The sequence below is a fragment of the Ruegeria sp. AM4 genome (assembly GCF_056540665.1).
The window spans coordinates 659401-675787 of sequence record NZ_JBQFXD010000001.1; the positions used below are offsets into that span (position 1 = coordinate 659401).

At 58.6% G+C, this 16387-nt stretch carries 17 protein-coding genes and 1 tRNA gene; 9 read left to right on the forward strand and 9 right to left on the reverse strand.

The window, feature by feature from the left end; all coding sequences use genetic code 11:
* Positions 1-73: 73 nt before the first annotated feature.
* Positions 74-526 carry a GFA family protein gene (locus tag ACR0JA_RS03260; protein ID WP_480571123.1) on the forward strand — a complete coding sequence of 151 codons (453 nt, stop codon included), beginning with the start codon at positions 74-76 and terminating at the stop codon, positions 524-526.
* A gap of 165 nt (positions 527-691) precedes the next feature.
* Positions 692-3946 (forward strand): ATP-binding protein, encoded by a 3255-nt coding sequence (locus tag ACR0JA_RS03265; RefSeq protein WP_480569914.1) that lies wholly within the window; start codon positions 692-694, stop codon positions 3944-3946.
* A 202-nt stretch (positions 3947-4148) separates the two neighbouring features.
* On the opposite strand, the gene ACR0JA_RS03270 is transcribed toward ACR0JA_RS03265, so the two are convergent.
* Positions 4149-4234 (reverse strand) — tRNA-Leu (locus ACR0JA_RS03270).
* Between the two features lie 145 nt (positions 4235-4379).
* Between ACR0JA_RS03270 and ACR0JA_RS03275 the strand changes: the two genes are divergently transcribed.
* Positions 4380-4958 carry a YqaA family protein gene (locus tag ACR0JA_RS03275; RefSeq protein ID WP_480569917.1) on the forward strand — a complete coding sequence of 193 codons (579 nt, stop codon included), beginning with the start codon at positions 4380-4382 and terminating at the stop codon, positions 4956-4958.
* Positions 4955-5419, forward strand: a complete 465-nt coding sequence (locus ACR0JA_RS03280; protein WP_480569919.1) for a disulfide bond formation protein B — start codon at positions 4955-4957, stop codon at positions 5417-5419. Before ACR0JA_RS03275 ends, ACR0JA_RS03280 begins: the two co-directional genes overlap by 4 nt.
* Positions 5420-5425: 6 nt before the next feature.
* Here ACR0JA_RS03280 and ACR0JA_RS03285 read toward each other — a convergent pair whose 3' ends face one another.
* Complete coding sequence (locus ACR0JA_RS03285) at positions 5426-6010, reverse strand: HNH endonuclease (RefSeq protein WP_480569922.1); 585 nt, start codon at positions 6008-6010, stop codon at positions 5426-5428.
* A 212-nt stretch (positions 6011-6222) separates the two neighbouring features.
* On the opposite strand from ACR0JA_RS03285, the gene ACR0JA_RS03290 reads away from it, so the two are divergent.
* Together ACR0JA_RS03290 and ACR0JA_RS03295 are read left to right on the forward strand one after the other, a co-directional pair.
* Complete coding sequence (locus tag ACR0JA_RS03290; protein WP_480569925.1) at positions 6223-6828, forward strand: rRNA large subunit pseudouridine synthase E; 606 nt, start codon at positions 6223-6225, stop codon at positions 6826-6828.
* Positions 6829-6859: 31 nt separating this feature from the next.
* Positions 6860-7285, forward strand: coding sequence for a VOC family protein (locus ACR0JA_RS03295; RefSeq protein WP_480569928.1), 426 nt, complete (start codon positions 6860-6862; stop codon positions 7283-7285).
* 4 nt (positions 7286-7289) lie between these two features.
* On the opposite strand, the gene ACR0JA_RS03300 is transcribed toward ACR0JA_RS03295, so the two are convergent.
* Genes ACR0JA_RS03300 through ACR0JA_RS03315 form a run of 4 tightly spaced genes read right to left on the reverse strand, consistent with a single transcriptional unit; the run spans position 7290 to position 9387 of the window.
* Positions 7290-7592, reverse strand: coding sequence for a putative quinol monooxygenase (locus tag ACR0JA_RS03300; protein WP_480569931.1), 303 nt, complete (start codon positions 7590-7592; stop codon positions 7290-7292).
* A complete protein-coding gene (locus ACR0JA_RS03305; protein ID WP_480569934.1) occupies positions 7586-8089 on the reverse strand; it encodes an N-acetyltransferase family protein in 504 nt (167 codons plus the stop codon). Before ACR0JA_RS03305 ends, ACR0JA_RS03300 begins: the two co-directional genes overlap by 7 nt.
* Positions 8090-8092: 3 nt before the next feature.
* Entirely contained in the window at positions 8093-8758 is a 666-nt protein-coding gene (locus ACR0JA_RS03310; protein WP_480569936.1) for an alpha/beta hydrolase, read from the reverse strand.
* Positions 8755-9387 (reverse strand): DNA-3-methyladenine glycosylase family protein, encoded by a 633-nt coding sequence (locus ACR0JA_RS03315; RefSeq protein ID WP_480569939.1) that lies wholly within the window; start codon positions 9385-9387, stop codon positions 8755-8757. The genes ACR0JA_RS03310 and ACR0JA_RS03315 overlap by 4 nt, the downstream gene beginning before the upstream one ends.
* A 97-nt stretch (positions 9388-9484) precedes the next feature.
* Here ACR0JA_RS03315 and ACR0JA_RS03320 point away from each other — a divergent pair, with 97 nt between their 5' ends.
* Positions 9485-10711, forward strand: a complete 1227-nt coding sequence (locus ACR0JA_RS03320) for an MFS transporter (RefSeq protein WP_480569942.1) — start codon at positions 9485-9487, stop codon at positions 10709-10711.
* Positions 10712-10716: 5 nt separating this feature from the next.
* On the opposite strand, the gene ACR0JA_RS03325 is transcribed toward ACR0JA_RS03320, so the two are convergent.
* Genes ACR0JA_RS03325 through cysS form a run of 3 tightly spaced genes read right to left on the reverse strand, consistent with a single transcriptional unit; the run spans position 10717 to position 14576 of the window.
* Positions 10717-11493, reverse strand: coding sequence for a squalene/phytoene synthase family protein (locus ACR0JA_RS03325; protein WP_480569945.1), 777 nt, complete (start codon positions 11491-11493; stop codon positions 10717-10719).
* 3 nt (positions 11494-11496) lie between these two features.
* Positions 11497-13131 (reverse strand): citramalate synthase, encoded by a 1635-nt coding sequence (gene cimA / locus ACR0JA_RS03330; RefSeq protein WP_480569948.1) that lies wholly within the window; start codon positions 13129-13131, stop codon positions 11497-11499.
* Between the two features lie 47 nt (positions 13132-13178).
* A complete protein-coding gene (gene cysS, locus ACR0JA_RS03335; RefSeq protein WP_480569951.1) occupies positions 13179-14576 on the reverse strand; it encodes a cysteine--tRNA ligase in 1398 nt (465 codons plus the stop codon).
* 219 nt (positions 14577-14795) lie between these two features.
* Between cysS and ACR0JA_RS03340 the strand changes: the two genes are divergently transcribed.
* Both ACR0JA_RS03340 and ACR0JA_RS03345 read left to right on the forward strand, forming a co-directional pair.
* Entirely contained in the window at positions 14796-15140 is a 345-nt protein-coding gene (locus ACR0JA_RS03340; protein ID WP_480571126.1) for an MmcQ/YjbR family DNA-binding protein, read from the forward strand.
* Between the two features lie 58 nt (positions 15141-15198).
* Positions 15199-16386, forward strand: coding sequence for a pyridoxal phosphate-dependent aminotransferase (locus tag ACR0JA_RS03345; RefSeq protein ID WP_480569954.1), 1188 nt, complete (start codon positions 15199-15201; stop codon positions 16384-16386).
* Position 16387 lies beyond the last annotated feature (1 nt).

Below are 16387 nucleotides of genomic sequence, written 5' to 3' on the forward strand. Positions count from 1 at the left end.
TGCCTGCCCGTTTGACGGTTCCGAGGCCATCGATTCCCCCCTAATTTTGAACGCCAAGGAAGGTCGTTGTCCGATGCCTTTTCCAAATCCCCCGTATGATGGAACCTGCCTGTGTGGAGCCGTCCGGGTTCACGTCAGTGCACCACCTCTTTTGACATTTGCATGCCATTGCAGCGATTGTCAGAAACTTTGCGCTAGCGCCTATTCACTCACGACCATGTTTCCGCGCGACAGTTTCACCTGTACGGGTGAGTTGATCAAAGGTGGATTGGGCAAGCCCGGACGCGCGCATTTTTTCTGTAAGTCCTGTAAATGCTTTGTGTTTTCTCTGATCGGCGACCCTGCACAACGGGCCAACCTGCGAACAACAATTTTGAACGATGCGGCGTCCTTCGCTCCGTTTGTCGAACTCATGACAGACGAAAAGATGCCGTGGGTGAACCTGCAAACCGCACACAGTTACCGCAAGTTCCCTCAGACCCAGGAAGAGTTACAATCGCTTATGAATGCCTATGGCGATCGCTGACGGTGTTTGCTGTCGTGGTCGCGAAATTCTGCCCCCAACACCAGGTTACCGACCGGGGTGGCGAACACACGGACCACCTCTGCCGAAACAAAAAAAGAAGAAGATTCCGGATAGATGCCGATGTTGTGATATAAGAAATGCACATTATTTTGGCGGGAGGATGTCGTGGACCAACAATTGCACGACTGGCTAAGCGCCCTTGGCTTGGAACGTTACGCGGCGACTTTTGAAGAGAACGACGTCGACCTTGAAACGTTGAGCCATCTGAACGACGAAGACCTGAAAGAGCTGGGCTTAAGCCTTGGGCATCGGCGCCGCCTGCTTGCGGCGGTGTCGCCAACGCAGAAGGCAAAAGCCAAAGGCGCGCTTGCTGATTCCGAGCCCGAACGACGACTGCTTACCGTGTTATTCGTTGATATTGTGGATTCCGTGGTCCTGTCCCGCGAACTTGACCCCGAGGAGATGCGCGATCTGATCAAGCGGTATCAATCTGCCGTGGTGTCGGCCGTGCTGCGCTATAACGGATATGTTGCCAAGTTTCTCGGCGACGGCATTCTGGCCTATTTCGGATGGCCCGAAGCGCATGAGGACGAGGCCGAGCGGGCTGTCAGAACCGCAAAGGACGCATTCGCAGCCATTCGGGAAATACGTGCGCGCGACGGGACCCGCCTTAAGGCGCGTGCGGGCGCAGCAAGCGGAGAGGTTGTGATAGGCACCATCGTGGGCGACGTCATGAACGATGACGCCGCCGTCATCGGCGCGACCCCGGGCCTGGCGGACCGTCTACAGCGCCTGGCGCGCCCGAACGAGATTGTCGTTGGTCCGTTAACCCGCCAGCTTCTGGGCCGCCGTTTCGAGGTCGAGGATCTTGGTCAGAACGTTCTGAAAGGGTTTGATGAACCGATACAGGTTTGGCGCGTAGGCGACGAATCGAAGGCCGAAACCCGATTTGAAGCGTCGCAGTTCGAAGGCTCGACACCTCTGGTCGGTCGGTCCGCCGAGTTGCGGGTCATTCGTGATGCCTGGACCACCGCCAAGTCGGGATCCGGTCAGGTGATTTCCTTGTGCGGCGATCCGGGGATCGGCAAATCCCGACTGCTCGAGGAAATGCGTCGCGAGATCGCCGAAGATCGGCGCTTCGGCTATCGCTATCAATGCTCTCCGCACCACACCAACAGCGCGCTTCATCCTGTGATCGCCGGTCTGCGCAGGGTCGCAGGGATCGCGGAACAGGACACCGACGCCGCGCAGTTGGAAAAACTGGAAAACATCCTGGGCCTGACCGATTACCCGCTGGAAAAAAGCATACCATTGATTGCCTCGCTTCTTCGGGTGCCCACCCAGGGTCGATATGACGAATTGGACCTGCCGCCGGTGCAACTGCGTCGCGCGATAAACAGCTGCCTCGTCGATCAGGTCCTGGGCATGAGCAAACAGCACCCAATCATTATTGTGTTCGAGGATATTCACTGGGCCGACCCAACAACGCTTGAACTGCTTCGCAAACTGTTCGCAGCAATTGCCGACGCGCCAATTATGGTTCTGCTGACTTATCGGTGCGAATTCTCACCCGACTGGCATGATTTTGAGCACTGGCAAGAACTATCCCTCAATCGGGTCGGGCGTCGTCAGTCGCTGCGTATCGTAAATGCTGTGGCCAGCGACATCCTGGACGAAGACGTCGCGGCGCAGATTGTCAAACGCGCCGACGGTGTGCCGCTTTATATCGAGGAATTGACCAAGGCCTTTCAGGAGGCTGGGCCTGACTATAAGGACGCCCCTCCGGCGACGCTTCAAACCTCGCTCTCGGCGCGTCTGGACAGGCTGGGGGCCGCCAAGGCGCTGGCGCAGGTCGGGTCGGTCATCGGGCGAGAATTCGACCACGAGGACATTATCGGTCTGGCACAGGACCTGAATCTCGACTGCGATGGCGAATTGGAAAAACTTGTGGATTCGGGACTGGTCCAGCGGCGCGGCGTCCCGCCAGCGGTTTGTTACATGTTCAAACACGCTCTGGTTCAGGACGCAGCCTATTCGACATTACTGAAAAGCCGGCGTCACGAACTGCATCGCGCCTTTGCCGACCTGCTGGAACGCAAGCGTTTCAAACGACCGGGCGAGACCGCCGGGATCGTCGCCCACCACGCCTTTCTGGGTGAGGACTGGCAACGTGCTTTCAGCGAGTTTCGTCGGGCCGGAGAAGATGCGGTGGAACGATCCGCGCTGCGCGAAGCCGCTGGCCAATTTCGACGCGCGTTGGAGGCGCGCAACGAAATAGGTCAGGAGATCGAAACTGCGTCCGACACGATTGACGTGCAATTCGCATTGCGAAACGTACTTTGGGCATTGGGCCAGTTCGGCGCAATTCTTGCCCCGCTCGAAGAAGCAGAAAAGCTGTCCATCATGCTGAAGGACAACGTTCGGCTCGGCTGGGTTTCGGTCTATCGCGGTGCCAGCCTTTGGCAGGTCGGCCGTTCGGCCGAGGCTAAGGCTGCTGCAGAACGCGGACGAGACATCGCCCGTGTCGCGGGTGACCTGCCGTTGGAGGCAGCATCGAATTTCTATCTCGGCTGCGCCTACGTAACTTCGGGCGAATTGGGAACAGCGGAAAACTATTTTGAACGCGTCGTCGCATTGCTGCCCGGCGATTTGGCGCTTGAAAAATGTGGACTTCCATTTGCACCAGCCATCATCGCACGGTCTTGGCTGGTTTGGTCATATGCCGAACGCGGAGCCTTCAAAAACGCCGAACAAAACGCAAAACAGGCCGAAGCACTTGTAGATCGCCAGGATAACCCGTTCAATCGGGCCCATATCGGCTATGATATTGGTTACTATCAAATTATCCGGGGTGACATTGACGGCGCACTTGAAACTCTGGGTGATGCCAGCGCAACCATCAACACCTGGGGGCTGACCTACCTTTCGCCCTTCACGAATGGCTTTCTGGGCTATGCCGAGATTTTGTCTGGTGAGGTTCAACAAGGCGTCAAGCGTCTGGAACAAGCCTGTGATTTGTACAACGACATCGGTCTTGGCCTATTCAAGTCACTTGTGTCCGCCCAATTGGCCCTGGGCTATCTCAAAGCGGGTCGCCGCGAGGATGCAATGGCGCAATTGACCCGCGCCTTGGACATCGCCCGCAGCCGAGGCGAGCGCGGCCACGAAGCCTTTGCCTTGTTTGTCATGGGAGAAACGTCAAACGGTGCCGGACATGGCGGAGATTTTGACGCCATCAAATGTTACGAAAGCGCGCTCAAACACGCCAACTCACTCAACATGCGCCCGCTCGCCGCACAGTGTCACCTCAGGCTCGGCCAGGTCCGAGAGCGACTGGGGCTTTCTGATTTCAAAGACGATCTGAATCAGGCCCGTCAATTGTTGGGTGAAATCGGTAACTTAGGCGATGAGCTGAGCTGAACAGGATCTGTTCAGCGCACGACTTCTTTTTCTACCTTGACGGTGTCGAGGATCCTTTCTGCGGAATGGCGATCGTCCGTTTGGACGTTGGCCGACGCGCTTTAAATTCACGCAAGGCTCAAGGCTTGAGTGTAGAAAGCGGTGCCTGCAAATCAGCCAAAGACCCTGAAAATCTGTTCAAGTATTTCTGGTGAAACTGATGTGGTGCCCAAGGAGAGACTCGAACTCTCACGCCCGTGAAGGCGGGGGATTTTGAATCCCCTGCGTCTACCATTCCGCCACTTGGGCCACGATCATTGGATTACCGTCACCAGTCGGGAAGGTCCAGAGGCAAAAATCAACCTTACCCCAGTTTGTTTTGCCTCTAACAGTTGACGGTTAAACACCTGCATGGTTTGGCTAGCATCAACATTGAATTGGAACCCTGCATCAGATGCTACGATCCCTGTATGACTGGACCATCCGTCTGGCCGAACATCCGCGCGCTCTTTGGGCGCTTGCGGTCGTGGCCTTTGTTGAAAGTTCGTTTTTTCCGATTCCACCGGATGTGCTGATGATCCCGATGATCATCGCGCGGCCATCTCGGGCGTGGTTGATTGCGTCCGTCGCGTTGGTGGCCTCGGTCCTGGGCGGGCTTTTGGGATATGCAATCGGCGCGTTCTTTTATGAAAGCATCGGGCAACCCATTCTCGAGTCGATGGGCAAGGCGCATGCCATGGAAGAGTTCAACCATCGCTTTAACGATTTCGGGTTCTGGGCGGTTCTGGCGGCCGGGGTGACCCCCTTCCCTTACAAGGTGATCACCATCATGTCCGGCTGGACGGGAATGCCGCTTGGGACGTTCATTGCCACTTCGATCCTGGCTCGTGCACTGCGCTTTTTCCTTGTCGCCGGTTTGCTTTGGGGATTTGGCGAACCGATCCGGGAATTCATCGAAAAACGTTTGGGACTGATGTTCACCCTCTTCATCATCTTGCTGTTTGGTGGGTTCTTGGCGGTTAGATATCTATGACGAAACGCAACCTTCTAATACTCCTCGCCACAGCCGGATCAACGGCACTTTTGCTGGGCGCGCTGGCTTTTCAGCATCTTGGCGGGTTGGCGCCGTGCAAGATGTGTATCTGGCAGCGGTATCCGCATGCCGCTGCGATTGGACTGGGAGTATGCGCCTTTGCCTTCCCTGGTGTTCGCTTTCTTCCCCTACTGGGCGCGATTGCAGCGGCGATCACCGCTGGGATCGGCGTGTTCCATGCCGGTGTCGAACGCGGATTGTGGGAGGGTCCTTCGACATGCACCTCGGGCGACATCGGTGGTCTGTCGCAGCAAGACCTTTTCGATCAGATCATGTCCGCCCCGCTGGTGCGTTGCGACGAGATTTCGTGGGAGATGTTGGGCCTGTCCATGGCGGGCTGGAACGCGCTGTTCTCGGCCGGTCTGGTGCTGCTATGGCTTGCAGCCTGGCGCGCACGCTGAACGTTACTAAGCGTCCAGCTCGGCATCCCAATACAGGAAGTCTATCCAGCTTTCATGCAGGTGGTTCGGCGGGAACTTGCGCCCGATATTGCGCAACGCTTCGGCATCCGGCTGGCGCGGTGGCTTGTTCAAAGACATGCGCGCCTGTCGCAGCGACTTGGACCCTTTGCGCAGATTGCACGGGCTGCACGCCGCCACTACGTTCTGCCAGCTAGTGACCCCACCTGCAGCGCGCGGCACCACGTGATCAAAGGTCAGGTTGTCGCGGCTGCCGCAGTACTGGCATTTGAATTCGTCCCGCAGAAATAAATTAAAGCGCGTGAAGGCCACGCGCTTTCTGGGTTTTACGTAATCCTTCAGGACAACGACCGAAGGTATTCGGATCTCGGTACTCGGACTGCGGACAACCTCGTCATATTCAGCGACTATGTCGACCCTGTCCAGCCAGGCAGCCTTGATTGCTTCCTGCCAGGGCCACAGGGACAAAGGGTAGTAGGACAAGGGGCGATAGTCTGCGTTCAAAACCAATGCCGGATGATGCTTGAGCGCACCGGTTTCCCTGACAAATTCGGTCCTGAAGTCTCCATCCATATCAGAATCGCTCCTCGCTCTGCTCTGCCTGTTTTGACATCAGAGCGGGGAACACCCGCCCCGGCCTTAATCTAACTATATATCGTGTTAAAACTCTGACAAGCCCTGAGTTTCCACAATATCTCGGTCACTGGTTAAGCCCAAAGCGTAACAGTGGCGTGACAGTTATCCACAGGTTGCAACGGTTTTGTCAGCAAGCTATGGCGAGATTTATGTCCTGGTTCATCCGCTTCAACAAACCCTACGACGTGCTGCCGCAATTCACCGATCGCGCGAATGCGGATTCGCCGCGCAGCACCCTGTCAGATTTCATCGATCTGCCGGATGTGTATCCCGCCGGGCGTCTGGACCGTGACAGCGAGGGGTTAATGTTGCTTACCGATAACGGGCGGCTTCAGGCGCAGATATCGGACCCAAAGCACAAGATGGCCAAGACCTATTGGGTTCAGGTCGAAGGCATCCCGGACGGCGCAGCGCTCAACGCATTGCGGGACGGTGTCGAGTTGAAGGATGGCCCGACGCGGCCGGCCAAGGCGCGGTTAATAGACGAACCCGAGGGGCTCTGGACTCGTACCCCACCCATCCGGGTGCGCCAAACGGTGCCCGACAGCTGGATCGTGCTTACGCTCCGCGAAGGCCGAAACCGACAGGTCCGCCGCATGACCGCAGCGGTTGGGCACCCCACCCTTCGGCTGATCCGCGCGCGCATCGGCGATTGGACGCTGGACGGACTGGAACCCGGCGCTTGGGACAGCCTGCCCATGCCAGCCCTGAGCACCTCTGTGCAGCGAAAACGGGACCGGCGTCCGCGTCGATGACGACCAAGGCCCGATCTGCTAAACTAGGGTTATGAAACTGACGCCCGAAATACCTGTGCCCTCGGCCATTCTCGAGGCGGCTCTGTATGTCGACGATCTGGACGCAGCCGAAACTTTTTACGGCGAGGTTCTGGCGCTGAAACGCATCCAGCGCGTCGAGGACCGGCACGTGTTTTATCGCATCGGCCACTCGGTTCTGCTGTTGTTCAACCCCGATCAGACCGAACAACCGCCAACCAACCCCGACCTGCCTGTCCCGCCTCACGGCGCGCGCGGCCCTGGGCATGTGTGCCTTGTACTCGCCCGCGAGGAGATCGCCGTCATGCGCAAGCACTTGCTGGATTGGAACATCCCCATAGATGCCGAGTTTGAATGGCCCAACGGCGCGCGGTCGCTATATGTGCGCGATCCGGCGGGCAACTCGGTCGAGTTTTCAGAAGGCCGATTGTGGGACTAACCGTCTAGCGCAGGGGCAGTTTCTCACCGCCAATTACACGGTAAATCTCGCTAGACGTCACCCCAACCTCGCCCAGAACGGCCTGAAACCTGGCCATATGAGGTGTTGCGAAATGCGCCTCGAGCGCGGCCTGATCCTGCCACTCTTCGTAGACGCGAAAACAGGTTTTGCGCCCCAGAATCTGACTGAACTCATAGATCAGACATCCGGGTTCTTGCACGGTTTCCGCAACCATTTCCAGCGCAGCTTTGACCGCTTTTTCAACGCCTTGCGGCGCGACCTCAACTGTTCCTGTCACGATCAGCATGACACGTCCTTTCTTAGCTCATACCGCTTGGATACCCGGTTCACAGGTGTTCCATCTTGAAGCTGAACGCCATAGGCCACCGAGTAATCCCGAAAACCCATCTTTTCATAATAGCTTAGCCCCAGAACGTTATCCGCACGAATGGTGGCGTTAATGGCATTGAAACCAAGCGATCTTGCGACCCTCTCGGTTTCGGCAAACAAGGCACGCCCTGCTCCACGCAGCGTCGGTGATCGTCGTGTAAAAGTAGCCACATCTGCACAATCCTCGGGCAAGGCATCATATGTACCCAGCCACTGAAATCCAGCCACATCTCCGGTGTCGTCCAGAGCAACATGGCAACATAGCTTGTCTGCCCCGTCCATATAGCAGAGAGCGAACTGCGCCTCTGAAAAGGGCGTCTCATGCGCCGTGGTTCCGCCTGCGGCAATGATCTGGTTGAGGATCGCGCAAGCTTCGGCCACGTCTTCGGGCATCATGGGACGGATGGTGATCATCGACTACAAGCTCAGTTTATCGCGCATAAAGGCCAGCGCCACGCTTAGCCCGTCGGGTGCGATCCCGTGGCCCGTGCCTTTCATCACGTGCGCGTAGACCTCTTTGAATCCAGCCTCCTGCAAGGCTTCGGCGGCTTCGGGCAAAGATTGCGGGGGAACCACGTCGTCCACGTCGCCATGCACAAGCAGAATCGGCATCCGGCTGACCACTTCCTCTGCCAGCATGTCCGGTTCCAGCAAACGGCCTGAAAAAGCCACGATGCCCGCCACCGGGTCTTCGCGGCGAGGTGCGACATGCAGGCTCATCATCGTGCCTTGCGAGAAACCGAACAAGACAACCTGTTCGGGCAAAACGTCCTCGTCGACCATCAGCGCGTCCAGGAAGGCGTTGAAGTCCTCGACCGCCATTTCCATGCCGCGGCGCGCCTCTTCTTCCGATGATCCGTCGATCCAGGGGATCGGAAACCATTGAAAGCCGTTTGGCATTCCTGGGATCTGTTCGGGCGCATCAGGAGCGACAAACAGCGTGTCGGGCAGATGTTCCCCCAAAGGGTCGGCCAATCCCAGCAAATCGGCCCCGTTTGCGCCATAGCCATGCACGAACACCACAACCGAGCGTGTATCACCCGAAACCGGCTCTTTCCTGAGCGCGTTCAAAACCCGTGTCATCTGATCCCTTCTCTGTCTTTTGCGACCCGGTAATAGGCCCAGAGCACCCGCGCGGCAACCGACCGCCAGGGCGACCAGGCCTCAGCCATTTGACGCAGTTCTTTGTCCGTGGGCCGTTCGGGCAGGTCATACAAAACGCGCGCGGCCTCTTGCAGCGCAAGGTCTCCGGGCGCAATCACGTCGGCCCGACCCAGCGAAAACATCGCATAGATTTCAGCGGTCCAGACGCCAATCCCGGGCACTTGTGTCAGGATGGCGACAACTTCGTCATCCGGGGCACTGCGCAACGCCCTGTAGTCGATACGCGCATCGGCCAGCGCGCGGGCATAGCGGATTTTCTGTCGGCTCAGACCGACGGTGCGCAGGTCGTCATCGCTGGCCCACATGATCTTGCGCGGTCCTGTGAGCTTTGCCTCGACCATCCGCTTCCAGATCGCATTGGCCGAGGCGACACTGACCTGCTGACTGACGATCGCACTTAGCAATTGGGCGAACCCATCAGGCTTGCGCCGCAGCGGTAATGGACCTGTCTGTTCCATCGCATAGGCCATGCGGGGGCATGTTTCCGCTAGCCAGTCCGCCCCTTCGGCAACACAGTCAGGCGTTTCGATGATGCGTCCGACAGACATGTGTGCTCCGGCGGTTAAAGATGCGCTCACGTTAGGTTGCTTTGCCGCAGATGCAACCCGCTTGTACGACGGGCTTTTCACGGATACGGATGAGCCCATGACAATGACCTCCGCCACCCCTGACAACAACCGGGCCAAACGCAACGTTGCCGTTTTGGTCGCGGCGCAGGCTGTTCTGGGTGCGCAGTTGCCGATAATCTTCATTATTGGCGGTCTGGCAGGGCAATCGCTGGCGACCAACGCCTGTCTGGCCACGCTGCCGATCTCGCTACTTGTGTTGGGATCAATGCTGTCGGCAACGCCCGTTTCAGCCATCATGCAGCGCTGGGGTCGTCGGGCGGGTTTTCTGATCGGGTCGACTGCGGGGGCCTGCGGGGGCGTGGTTGGCGCCTATGGGCTCTTTCTCGGATCATTCCCGATCTTTCTGCTCGGCAGCCTGCTGACCGGCGTCTACATGAGCGCGCACGGATTCTATCGATTTGCCGCAGCTGACACCGCATCGGATGACTTCCGCCCAAAGGCGATCTCTTATGTGATGGCAGGTGGCCTTGCTGCGGCCGTCATCGGTCCTCAGATCGTAAAACTGACTTCAACCGCCTATGTGATTCCGTTTCTGGGCACCTATATCGCCGTCATTGCACTCAATGTCATTGGCGCGGCTCTGTTCTTCCTTCTTGATATTCCAACGCCCGAGCGGCCAACTGCGAATACCCCCAAAGGGCGCAGTCGGTGGGAGCTGCTGAAAACCCCCCGCATCGCCGTCGCCGTCATCTGCGCGATGGTATCATACGCCCTGATGAACCTTGTCATGACGTCGACCCCACTAGCTGTTGTCGGCTGCGGTTACACCGCCAATGACGCAGCGGATATTGTCACCAGCCACGTGCTGGCAATGTATGTCCCCAGTTTCTTTACCGGCCACCTGATCGCCCGCTTCGGGGTCGAGAAAATTGTGGCGCTTGGTCTGGCAATACTGGCGACAGCTGGTGTGGTCGCCCTGCAAGGGGTTGAACTTGGAAACTTTTTCGTCGCCCTCGTGCTGCTTGGCGTCGGTTGGAATTTCGGCTTCATCGGAGCAACCAGTATGCTGGCCGCCTCGCACGACGTTAACGAACGCGGCCGTATGCAGGGTCTGAACGACCTGCTGGTGTTCGGTGGGGTCACCTTCGCCTCGCTGGCCTCGGGCGGTTTGATGAACTGCTCGGGCGGATCACCGATCGAAGGGTGGACTGCCGTCAATCTCGCCATGATCCCGCTGCTGACACTTGCAGGCGGCGCGTTGTTGTGGCTGGTGCTGAGGCCGTCGGATACCCAGACTGCCTGATCAGGTTACCAGCGTCCTGTCGCCGCCACGCGCATCAGGGATAGCCTGCGGCGGAGTTCTCCCTGCTTCAGTGCGCCCGCTGCCACAAGTTGTGGATTTGCCAACGCACGCCGCAGCGCCCATTCGGCCTGCCAACCTGCAAACAGCGCCGGTTGCGCGGCCTTTGAGACACGCGCACCCTCAGACCGTGCAGATTGCAACCGATCCAACGCCTTTTGCGCCAGTGCCTGCACACCGGCCAGAGTTCCATCAAGCAGAGGGATGCGGCCGCGCGTCTCAAGATCGGGTATGGCGCGAAACCAGTTGGCTACGCCCACCGCATAGCCGAAATCTCGCACCACATCTTCGTCCGCCGATCCCAATGCCTGCGCGGAAACCACCAGCAGCGTACCTGAGCTATGGTTGATGTAGGCATCGAAATGGGCCTCATCCTCGAACGGATCGCGGTAGATATCCCAACGCCTTACGGCGACATATTCATCCAACATCGCGGCGAGATGCGGAGACAATACGCGCGATAACGGCGTTACAACTTCGTGCCGTCGAACGGTTGGACCGTTGGCGATCTCCTGCAGAGCATCGCGCCACCATTGCAGGCGCATTTCCGCGATCATCGCCTCTTGCGTGACCCAGGGCGCGCGCGCGACCTCGACATTCAGCGCGTGGATCGGAAACAACACTGCTCGTGCTGCAACCGGGGCTGCCATCGCCGCCATGAATCGATCAGGGTCGGCACGATGTACCAGCGCGGCACAAGCTTTGACGTCGTCGTCGAACTGCACGGGCTACTCGGCCGCTGCGGACTGCGGTCCGCAATCGCGCACCAGTTTCCACTGAATGGCCTCTAACAATGCCTCGAACGACGCGTCGACTATGTTGGCACTGACCCCCACAGTGGACCAGCGCCGCCCCTGCCCGTCTTCGCTGTCGATTATGACGCGAGTCACCGCTTCGGTACCGCCCTGGGTGATCCGCACTTTGAAGTCCACCAGATGCATGTCATCCAAAATGCGGGAGTATTGCCCGAGATCCTTGGCCAACGCCTTGGACAGCGCATTCACAGGCCCCCGGTCACTGCCGCTGTCATCCATAGACTCGCTCACCGACAGCTTTTTCTCTCCGTCGACTTTCACGACAACAACAGCCTCGGACAAGCTGACCATCTTGTTGTACTTGTTCTTGCGCCGCTCGACCGTCACTTTATAGCGCTTGACCTCAAAGAACTGCGGCAGCTGCCCCAATTCGTCCCGCGCCAGCAATTCAAAGCTGGCCTGAGCGGTGTCATAGGAATAGCCTTCGGCCTCGCGCTCTTTGATCCGGTCAAGAATACGCCCCAACGCAGGGTTCCCTGCTTCGACCACAAGCCCCGCATCGGTCAGGCGCTTACGCAGGTTGGATTGACCTGCCTGGTTCGACATTGGAATGATCCGCGCGTTGCCTACACTTGCTGGGTCTACGTGCTCATATGTCGTGGGATCTTTCAAAATCGCGCTGGCATGCAGCCCTGCCTTATGGGCAAAGGCCGAGGCCCCCACATAGGCCGATTGCTTGCTGGGGACGCGGTTCAGGATGTCATCCAGCATCCGGCTGATGCGCGTCAGCCCTGCCAGCGCCTCGGGATCGACCCCGATCTGGTAGGTCGAGGCATAGGGTTCTTTCAACAGCAAGGTCGGGATCAGCGCGGTAAGATTGGCATTGCCGCAGCGTTCGCCCAACCCGTTCAACGTGCCCTGAACCTGCCGCGCGCCCGCATCAACCGCCGCCAACGAGCAGGCAACGGCATTTTCCGTATCGTTATGGGTATGGATCCCCAACTTGTCCCCGGGAATACCGGCGGCGATCACCTCGGACACGATCCGCCCGACCTCGGCCGGCAAGGCACCGCCATTGGTGTCGCACAGCACCACCCAACGGGCACCCGCATCAAGGGCGGCCTGACAGACCTTCAACGCATAACCTGGGTTTTCCTTGTAACCGTCGAAAAAGTGTTCAGCATCGAACAACGCCTCACGCCCCTGGGCGACGATATGCGCGACCGAGGCGCGAACATTCTCGACATTCTCATCCAGTTCAATCCCCAACGCGTGCGTTACGTGATAGTCATGCGATTTACCGACCAGGCAAACCGCCCGGGTCCCGGCATTCATCACCGCAGCCAGCACGTCGTCATTGTCGGCAGATCGACCCGAACGTTTGGTCATGCCAAACGCCGTCAAACAGGCCGACGTCTTGGGGGCACTCTCAAAGAACGCGCTGTCGGTGGGGTTTGCACCGGGCCAGCCGCCTTCGATATAGTCAATTCCCAACGCGTCCAACGCCTGCGTGATCTGGACCTTCTCAACAGTCGAGAATTGCACGCCCTGCGTCTGCTGCCCATCGCGCAGCGTGGTATCGTATAGGTAAAGACGTTCTTTGGTCATGTTCTGGCTCTTTGGCTTGACTTGTAGGTGCGGCGAATGGATCAGCGTCAGATGTTTTCGAGTTTGACGGGATCAAACCCGGCACCCGGCACCAGTTCAATCGAATCCTTGCTCATCCGAACCTCAAGACCGGCGGCAAGGAAGACGGATTTCAAACGGTCCACCTCGGAAAAATCCTTGCTGATCATGGCTGCGGCGCGTGCGGCTGCCAACTTTTCCTCGTAAGAAGAAAAGTCCGCTTCGGCGCTTTCGGCCCACGCCCCGAGGTCCTCAGACAGCAGCCCCAGCACCCGCGCACTTGCCAGCAATCCGGCACCATCGCCATCGGCGGCAAGACGATGCAACTCGGCGATGGCACCCGCTGTGTTCAGATCGTCCGCAAGCGCGTCAATTACCGCGGGTGCCGCGCTGGCGGCGGGCTCGATGCCCGCTGTCAGCGCCCGCCATTTGCGCAGCGTCGTCTCGGCGTCCCGCGCCTTCTTGGCTGTCCAATCCATCGGCTTGCGGTAATGGGTCTGCAAGAAAACGAACCGGATCACCTCTCCCGGAACGCCCTCTTCCAACAGATCATGCACAGTGAAGAAGTTGCCCAATGATTTGGACATTTTCTTGCCTTCAACCTGCAACATCTCATTGTGCATCCAGTACCGCGCAAACTCTCCATTCGGATGCGCGCAACTACTCTGGGCGATCTCGTTTTCATGATGCGGGAACATCAGGTCGTTGCCGCCTCCATGAATGTCAAAGCTGTCGCCCAGCAGTTCATAGCTCATGGCCGAGCATTCGATGTGCCAGCCCGGACGCCCCCGGCCCCAAGGGCTCTCCCAACCCGGCAAATCATCAGTCGATGGTTTCCACAGAACAAAATCCATCGGGTTCTTCTTGTAAGGTGCGACCTCGACACGGGCACCGGCAATCATGTCATCGACAGACCGGCCTGACAGTTTTCCATAGCTCTCTTTCCAACTATCCACCGCAAACAGCACATGCCCCTCGGCCGCGTAGGCGTGACCCTTTTCGATCAACCCCTCGATCATCGCGATCATCTGAGCGATGTATTGTGTCGCGCGCGGCATCTCGTTCGGCTCCAGCGCACCCAACGCGCCCATGTCGTGCAGGTACCAGCCTATGGTCTCGTCCGAGCGCTCCTGAACCAACTGCTCCAGCGATCCTATGGCCCCGGCCTGCTTGCGGGCCAATGCGGTCGCGTTGATCTTGTCATCCACATCGGTGAAATTGCGCACATAGGTCACATGATCGGCGCCATAGACATGCATCAGCAGCCGATAAAGCACATCAAAGACCACAACCGGGCGCGCGTTGCCCAGATGGGCCCGGTCATAGACCGTTGGACCACAGACATACATCCGCACGTTTTCAGGGTCGATCGGCGCGAAATCCTCTTTCGCCCGCGTCCTTGTGTTGTGCAGTTTGATCGTCGTCATCAGGTCATGCTCCTAAAACAGCAGTTACGTCTCGCGTTGGCGCGGGCTTAGCAACTTGTCTCAGGGATGAAAACGAAAGAAACCGGCCCGCTTGATGGATCAGTAGGTAATGCAGCAAATAATGATGCAGGTCATCGGGTTCATGAGCCATCGCATATCACGTGCGGCGACCTGAGCCAAGACTTGAGTTCAATTCATTCGGGCGGCACTGTGCACGGCATGAGCCGCGAAACCGTCAACACCATCTGCGCCCGATTGCCTGGCGCTGACCTGTCCGACCCCTGGGGCGGCGGGCACGACGCATGGAAGGTCGGTGGCAAAATGTTCGCCTGTATCGGGTCCGCCGGGGATGGCGTTTCCGTCAAAACCCCGGATATCGAAACCGCTCAAATGCTGATCGACGCCGGCGTGGGGACCAAGGCCCCGTACTTTCACCGCAGCTGGATTCGGCTGCCTTGGGATACCGACCCCGAAGAAATGCAGCACCGCCTGATCGCGTCTTATGACATCGTACGCGCGTCGCTGACGAAAAAAGTTCAGACGCAGTTGCCGCCGCGAAGTTGATTGACAATTCTTTGCCGCTCTGTCCCATTTCCGCCAATGGGCTTAAGGGAGACGCGCCATGAAACTGTCGCATCGCATTACCCATCTGACCGGCGGCGGTCCGGATGGCTGGGACGTATTCTACCGCGCGCGTCGGATGATTGCCGAAGGTCACGCCGTCACCGAGCTGACCATTGGCGAGCATGACATTCAGACCGATGCCGAGATCTTGAATGCAATGGATGCCTCGGCCCGTGGCGGTCACACCGGTTATGCCATGGTCCCGGGCACTGACTTGCTGCGTGACACCGTGGCGGCGAGGCTGCAAATCCGCACCGGTGTGGCGACAACCCGCGAAAACGTCCTGATCACGCCGGGCGGTCAGGCGGCCCTGTTTGCGGCGCATCTGGCCACATGCAACCCAGGTGATGTGGGCCTCTATCTGGACCCCTACTATGCCACGTACCCAGGCACGATTCGCGGTGCCGGCGCTGCAGCCAGAGCGGTACAAACGCATGCTGAAGACGCATTTCAACCGCGTGCCAGCGACATAGACGCCGCAACAGACGGTGCCGTATCGCTTTTGATCAACACGCCGAACAATCCGACCGGGGTGGTCTATTCACACCAGACCTTGCAGGCTATCGCGGATGTCTGTCAGCGACGGGACCTCTGGCTGATCTCGGACGAAGTGTATGACACCCAGGTCTGGGAAGGTAGCCACCTGTCCCCGCGCGCGTTGCCGAACATGGCCGAACGCACGTTGGTCGTGGGCTCGATGTCAAAGTCGCATGCCATGACAGGTTCGCGCTGCGGCTGGATCGTTGCCCCAGCCGAGGTCATCGACCATCTGATAAACTTGGCGACTCACACCACCTATGGCGTGCCCGGTTTCATTCAGGACGCCGCCAGTTTTGCCCTGAATGCCGGGCACGAGATGGAAGAGAGAATTGCCGAGCCCTTCCGCCGCCGTCGCGCATTGGCAAAGCGGGTTCTGGGCGCGCAGCAAACCGTGACCGCGATCCCTTCGCAGGGGGCGATGTATCTGATGCTGGACATTCGTGCTACGGGCCTGAGCGGCGAGGCATTTGCCAACGCGCTGCTGGATCGGCACGCCATCGCCGTGATGCCCGGGGAAAGCTTTGGCACAGCTGCCGCAGGGCATATCCGTGTGGCGATGACAATCGACGACGACAGGTTCGCAAGCGCTGTCCAAACCGTTTGCGATTTTGCTGCTGAGTTGGCCATGAACAAAGGGGCGGCGTAAG

Coding starts and splice junctions, on each gene's coding strand:
- ACR0JA_RS03280 (WP_480569919.1), top strand. CDS start 4,955: ATGACGAAACGCAACCTTCTAATACTCCTCGCCACAGCCGGATCAACG.
- ACR0JA_RS03305 (WP_480569934.1), bottom strand. CDS start 8,089: ATGATCACCATCCGTCCCATGATGCCCGAAGACGTGGCCGAAGCTTGC.
- ACR0JA_RS03300 (WP_480569931.1), bottom strand. CDS start 7,592: ATGCTGATCGTGACAGGAACAGTTGAGGTCGCGCCGCAAGGCGTTGAA.
- ACR0JA_RS03310 (WP_480569936.1), bottom strand. CDS start 8,758: ATGACACGGGTTTTGAACGCGCTCAGGAAAGAGCCGGTTTCGGGTGAT.
- ACR0JA_RS03295 (WP_480569928.1), top strand. CDS start 6,860: ATGAAACTGACGCCCGAAATACCTGTGCCCTCGGCCATTCTCGAGGCG.
- cysS (WP_480569951.1), bottom strand. CDS start 14,576: ATGACGACGATCAAACTGCACAACACAAGGACGCGGGCGAAAGAGGAT.
- ACR0JA_RS03275 (WP_480569917.1), top strand. CDS start 4,380: ATGCTACGATCCCTGTATGACTGGACCATCCGTCTGGCCGAACATCCG.
- ACR0JA_RS03345 (WP_480569954.1), top strand. CDS start 15,199: ATGAAACTGTCGCATCGCATTACCCATCTGACCGGCGGCGGTCCGGAT.
- ACR0JA_RS03315 (WP_480569939.1), bottom strand. CDS start 9,387: ATGTCTGTCGGACGCATCATCGAAACGCCTGACTGTGTTGCCGAAGGG.
- cimA (WP_480569948.1), bottom strand. CDS start 13,131: ATGACCAAAGAACGTCTTTACCTATACGATACCACGCTGCGCGATGGG.
- ACR0JA_RS03260 (WP_480571123.1), top strand. CDS start 74: ATGCCTTTTCCAAATCCCCCGTATGATGGAACCTGCCTGTGTGGAGCC.
- ACR0JA_RS03290 (WP_480569925.1), top strand. CDS start 6,223: ATGTCCTGGTTCATCCGCTTCAACAAACCCTACGACGTGCTGCCGCAA.
- ACR0JA_RS03320 (WP_480569942.1), top strand. CDS start 9,485: ATGACAATGACCTCCGCCACCCCTGACAACAACCGGGCCAAACGCAAC.
- ACR0JA_RS03340 (WP_480571126.1), top strand. CDS start 14,796: ATGAGCCGCGAAACCGTCAACACCATCTGCGCCCGATTGCCTGGCGCT.
- ACR0JA_RS03285 (WP_480569922.1), bottom strand. CDS start 6,010: ATGGATGGAGACTTCAGGACCGAATTTGTCAGGGAAACCGGTGCGCTC.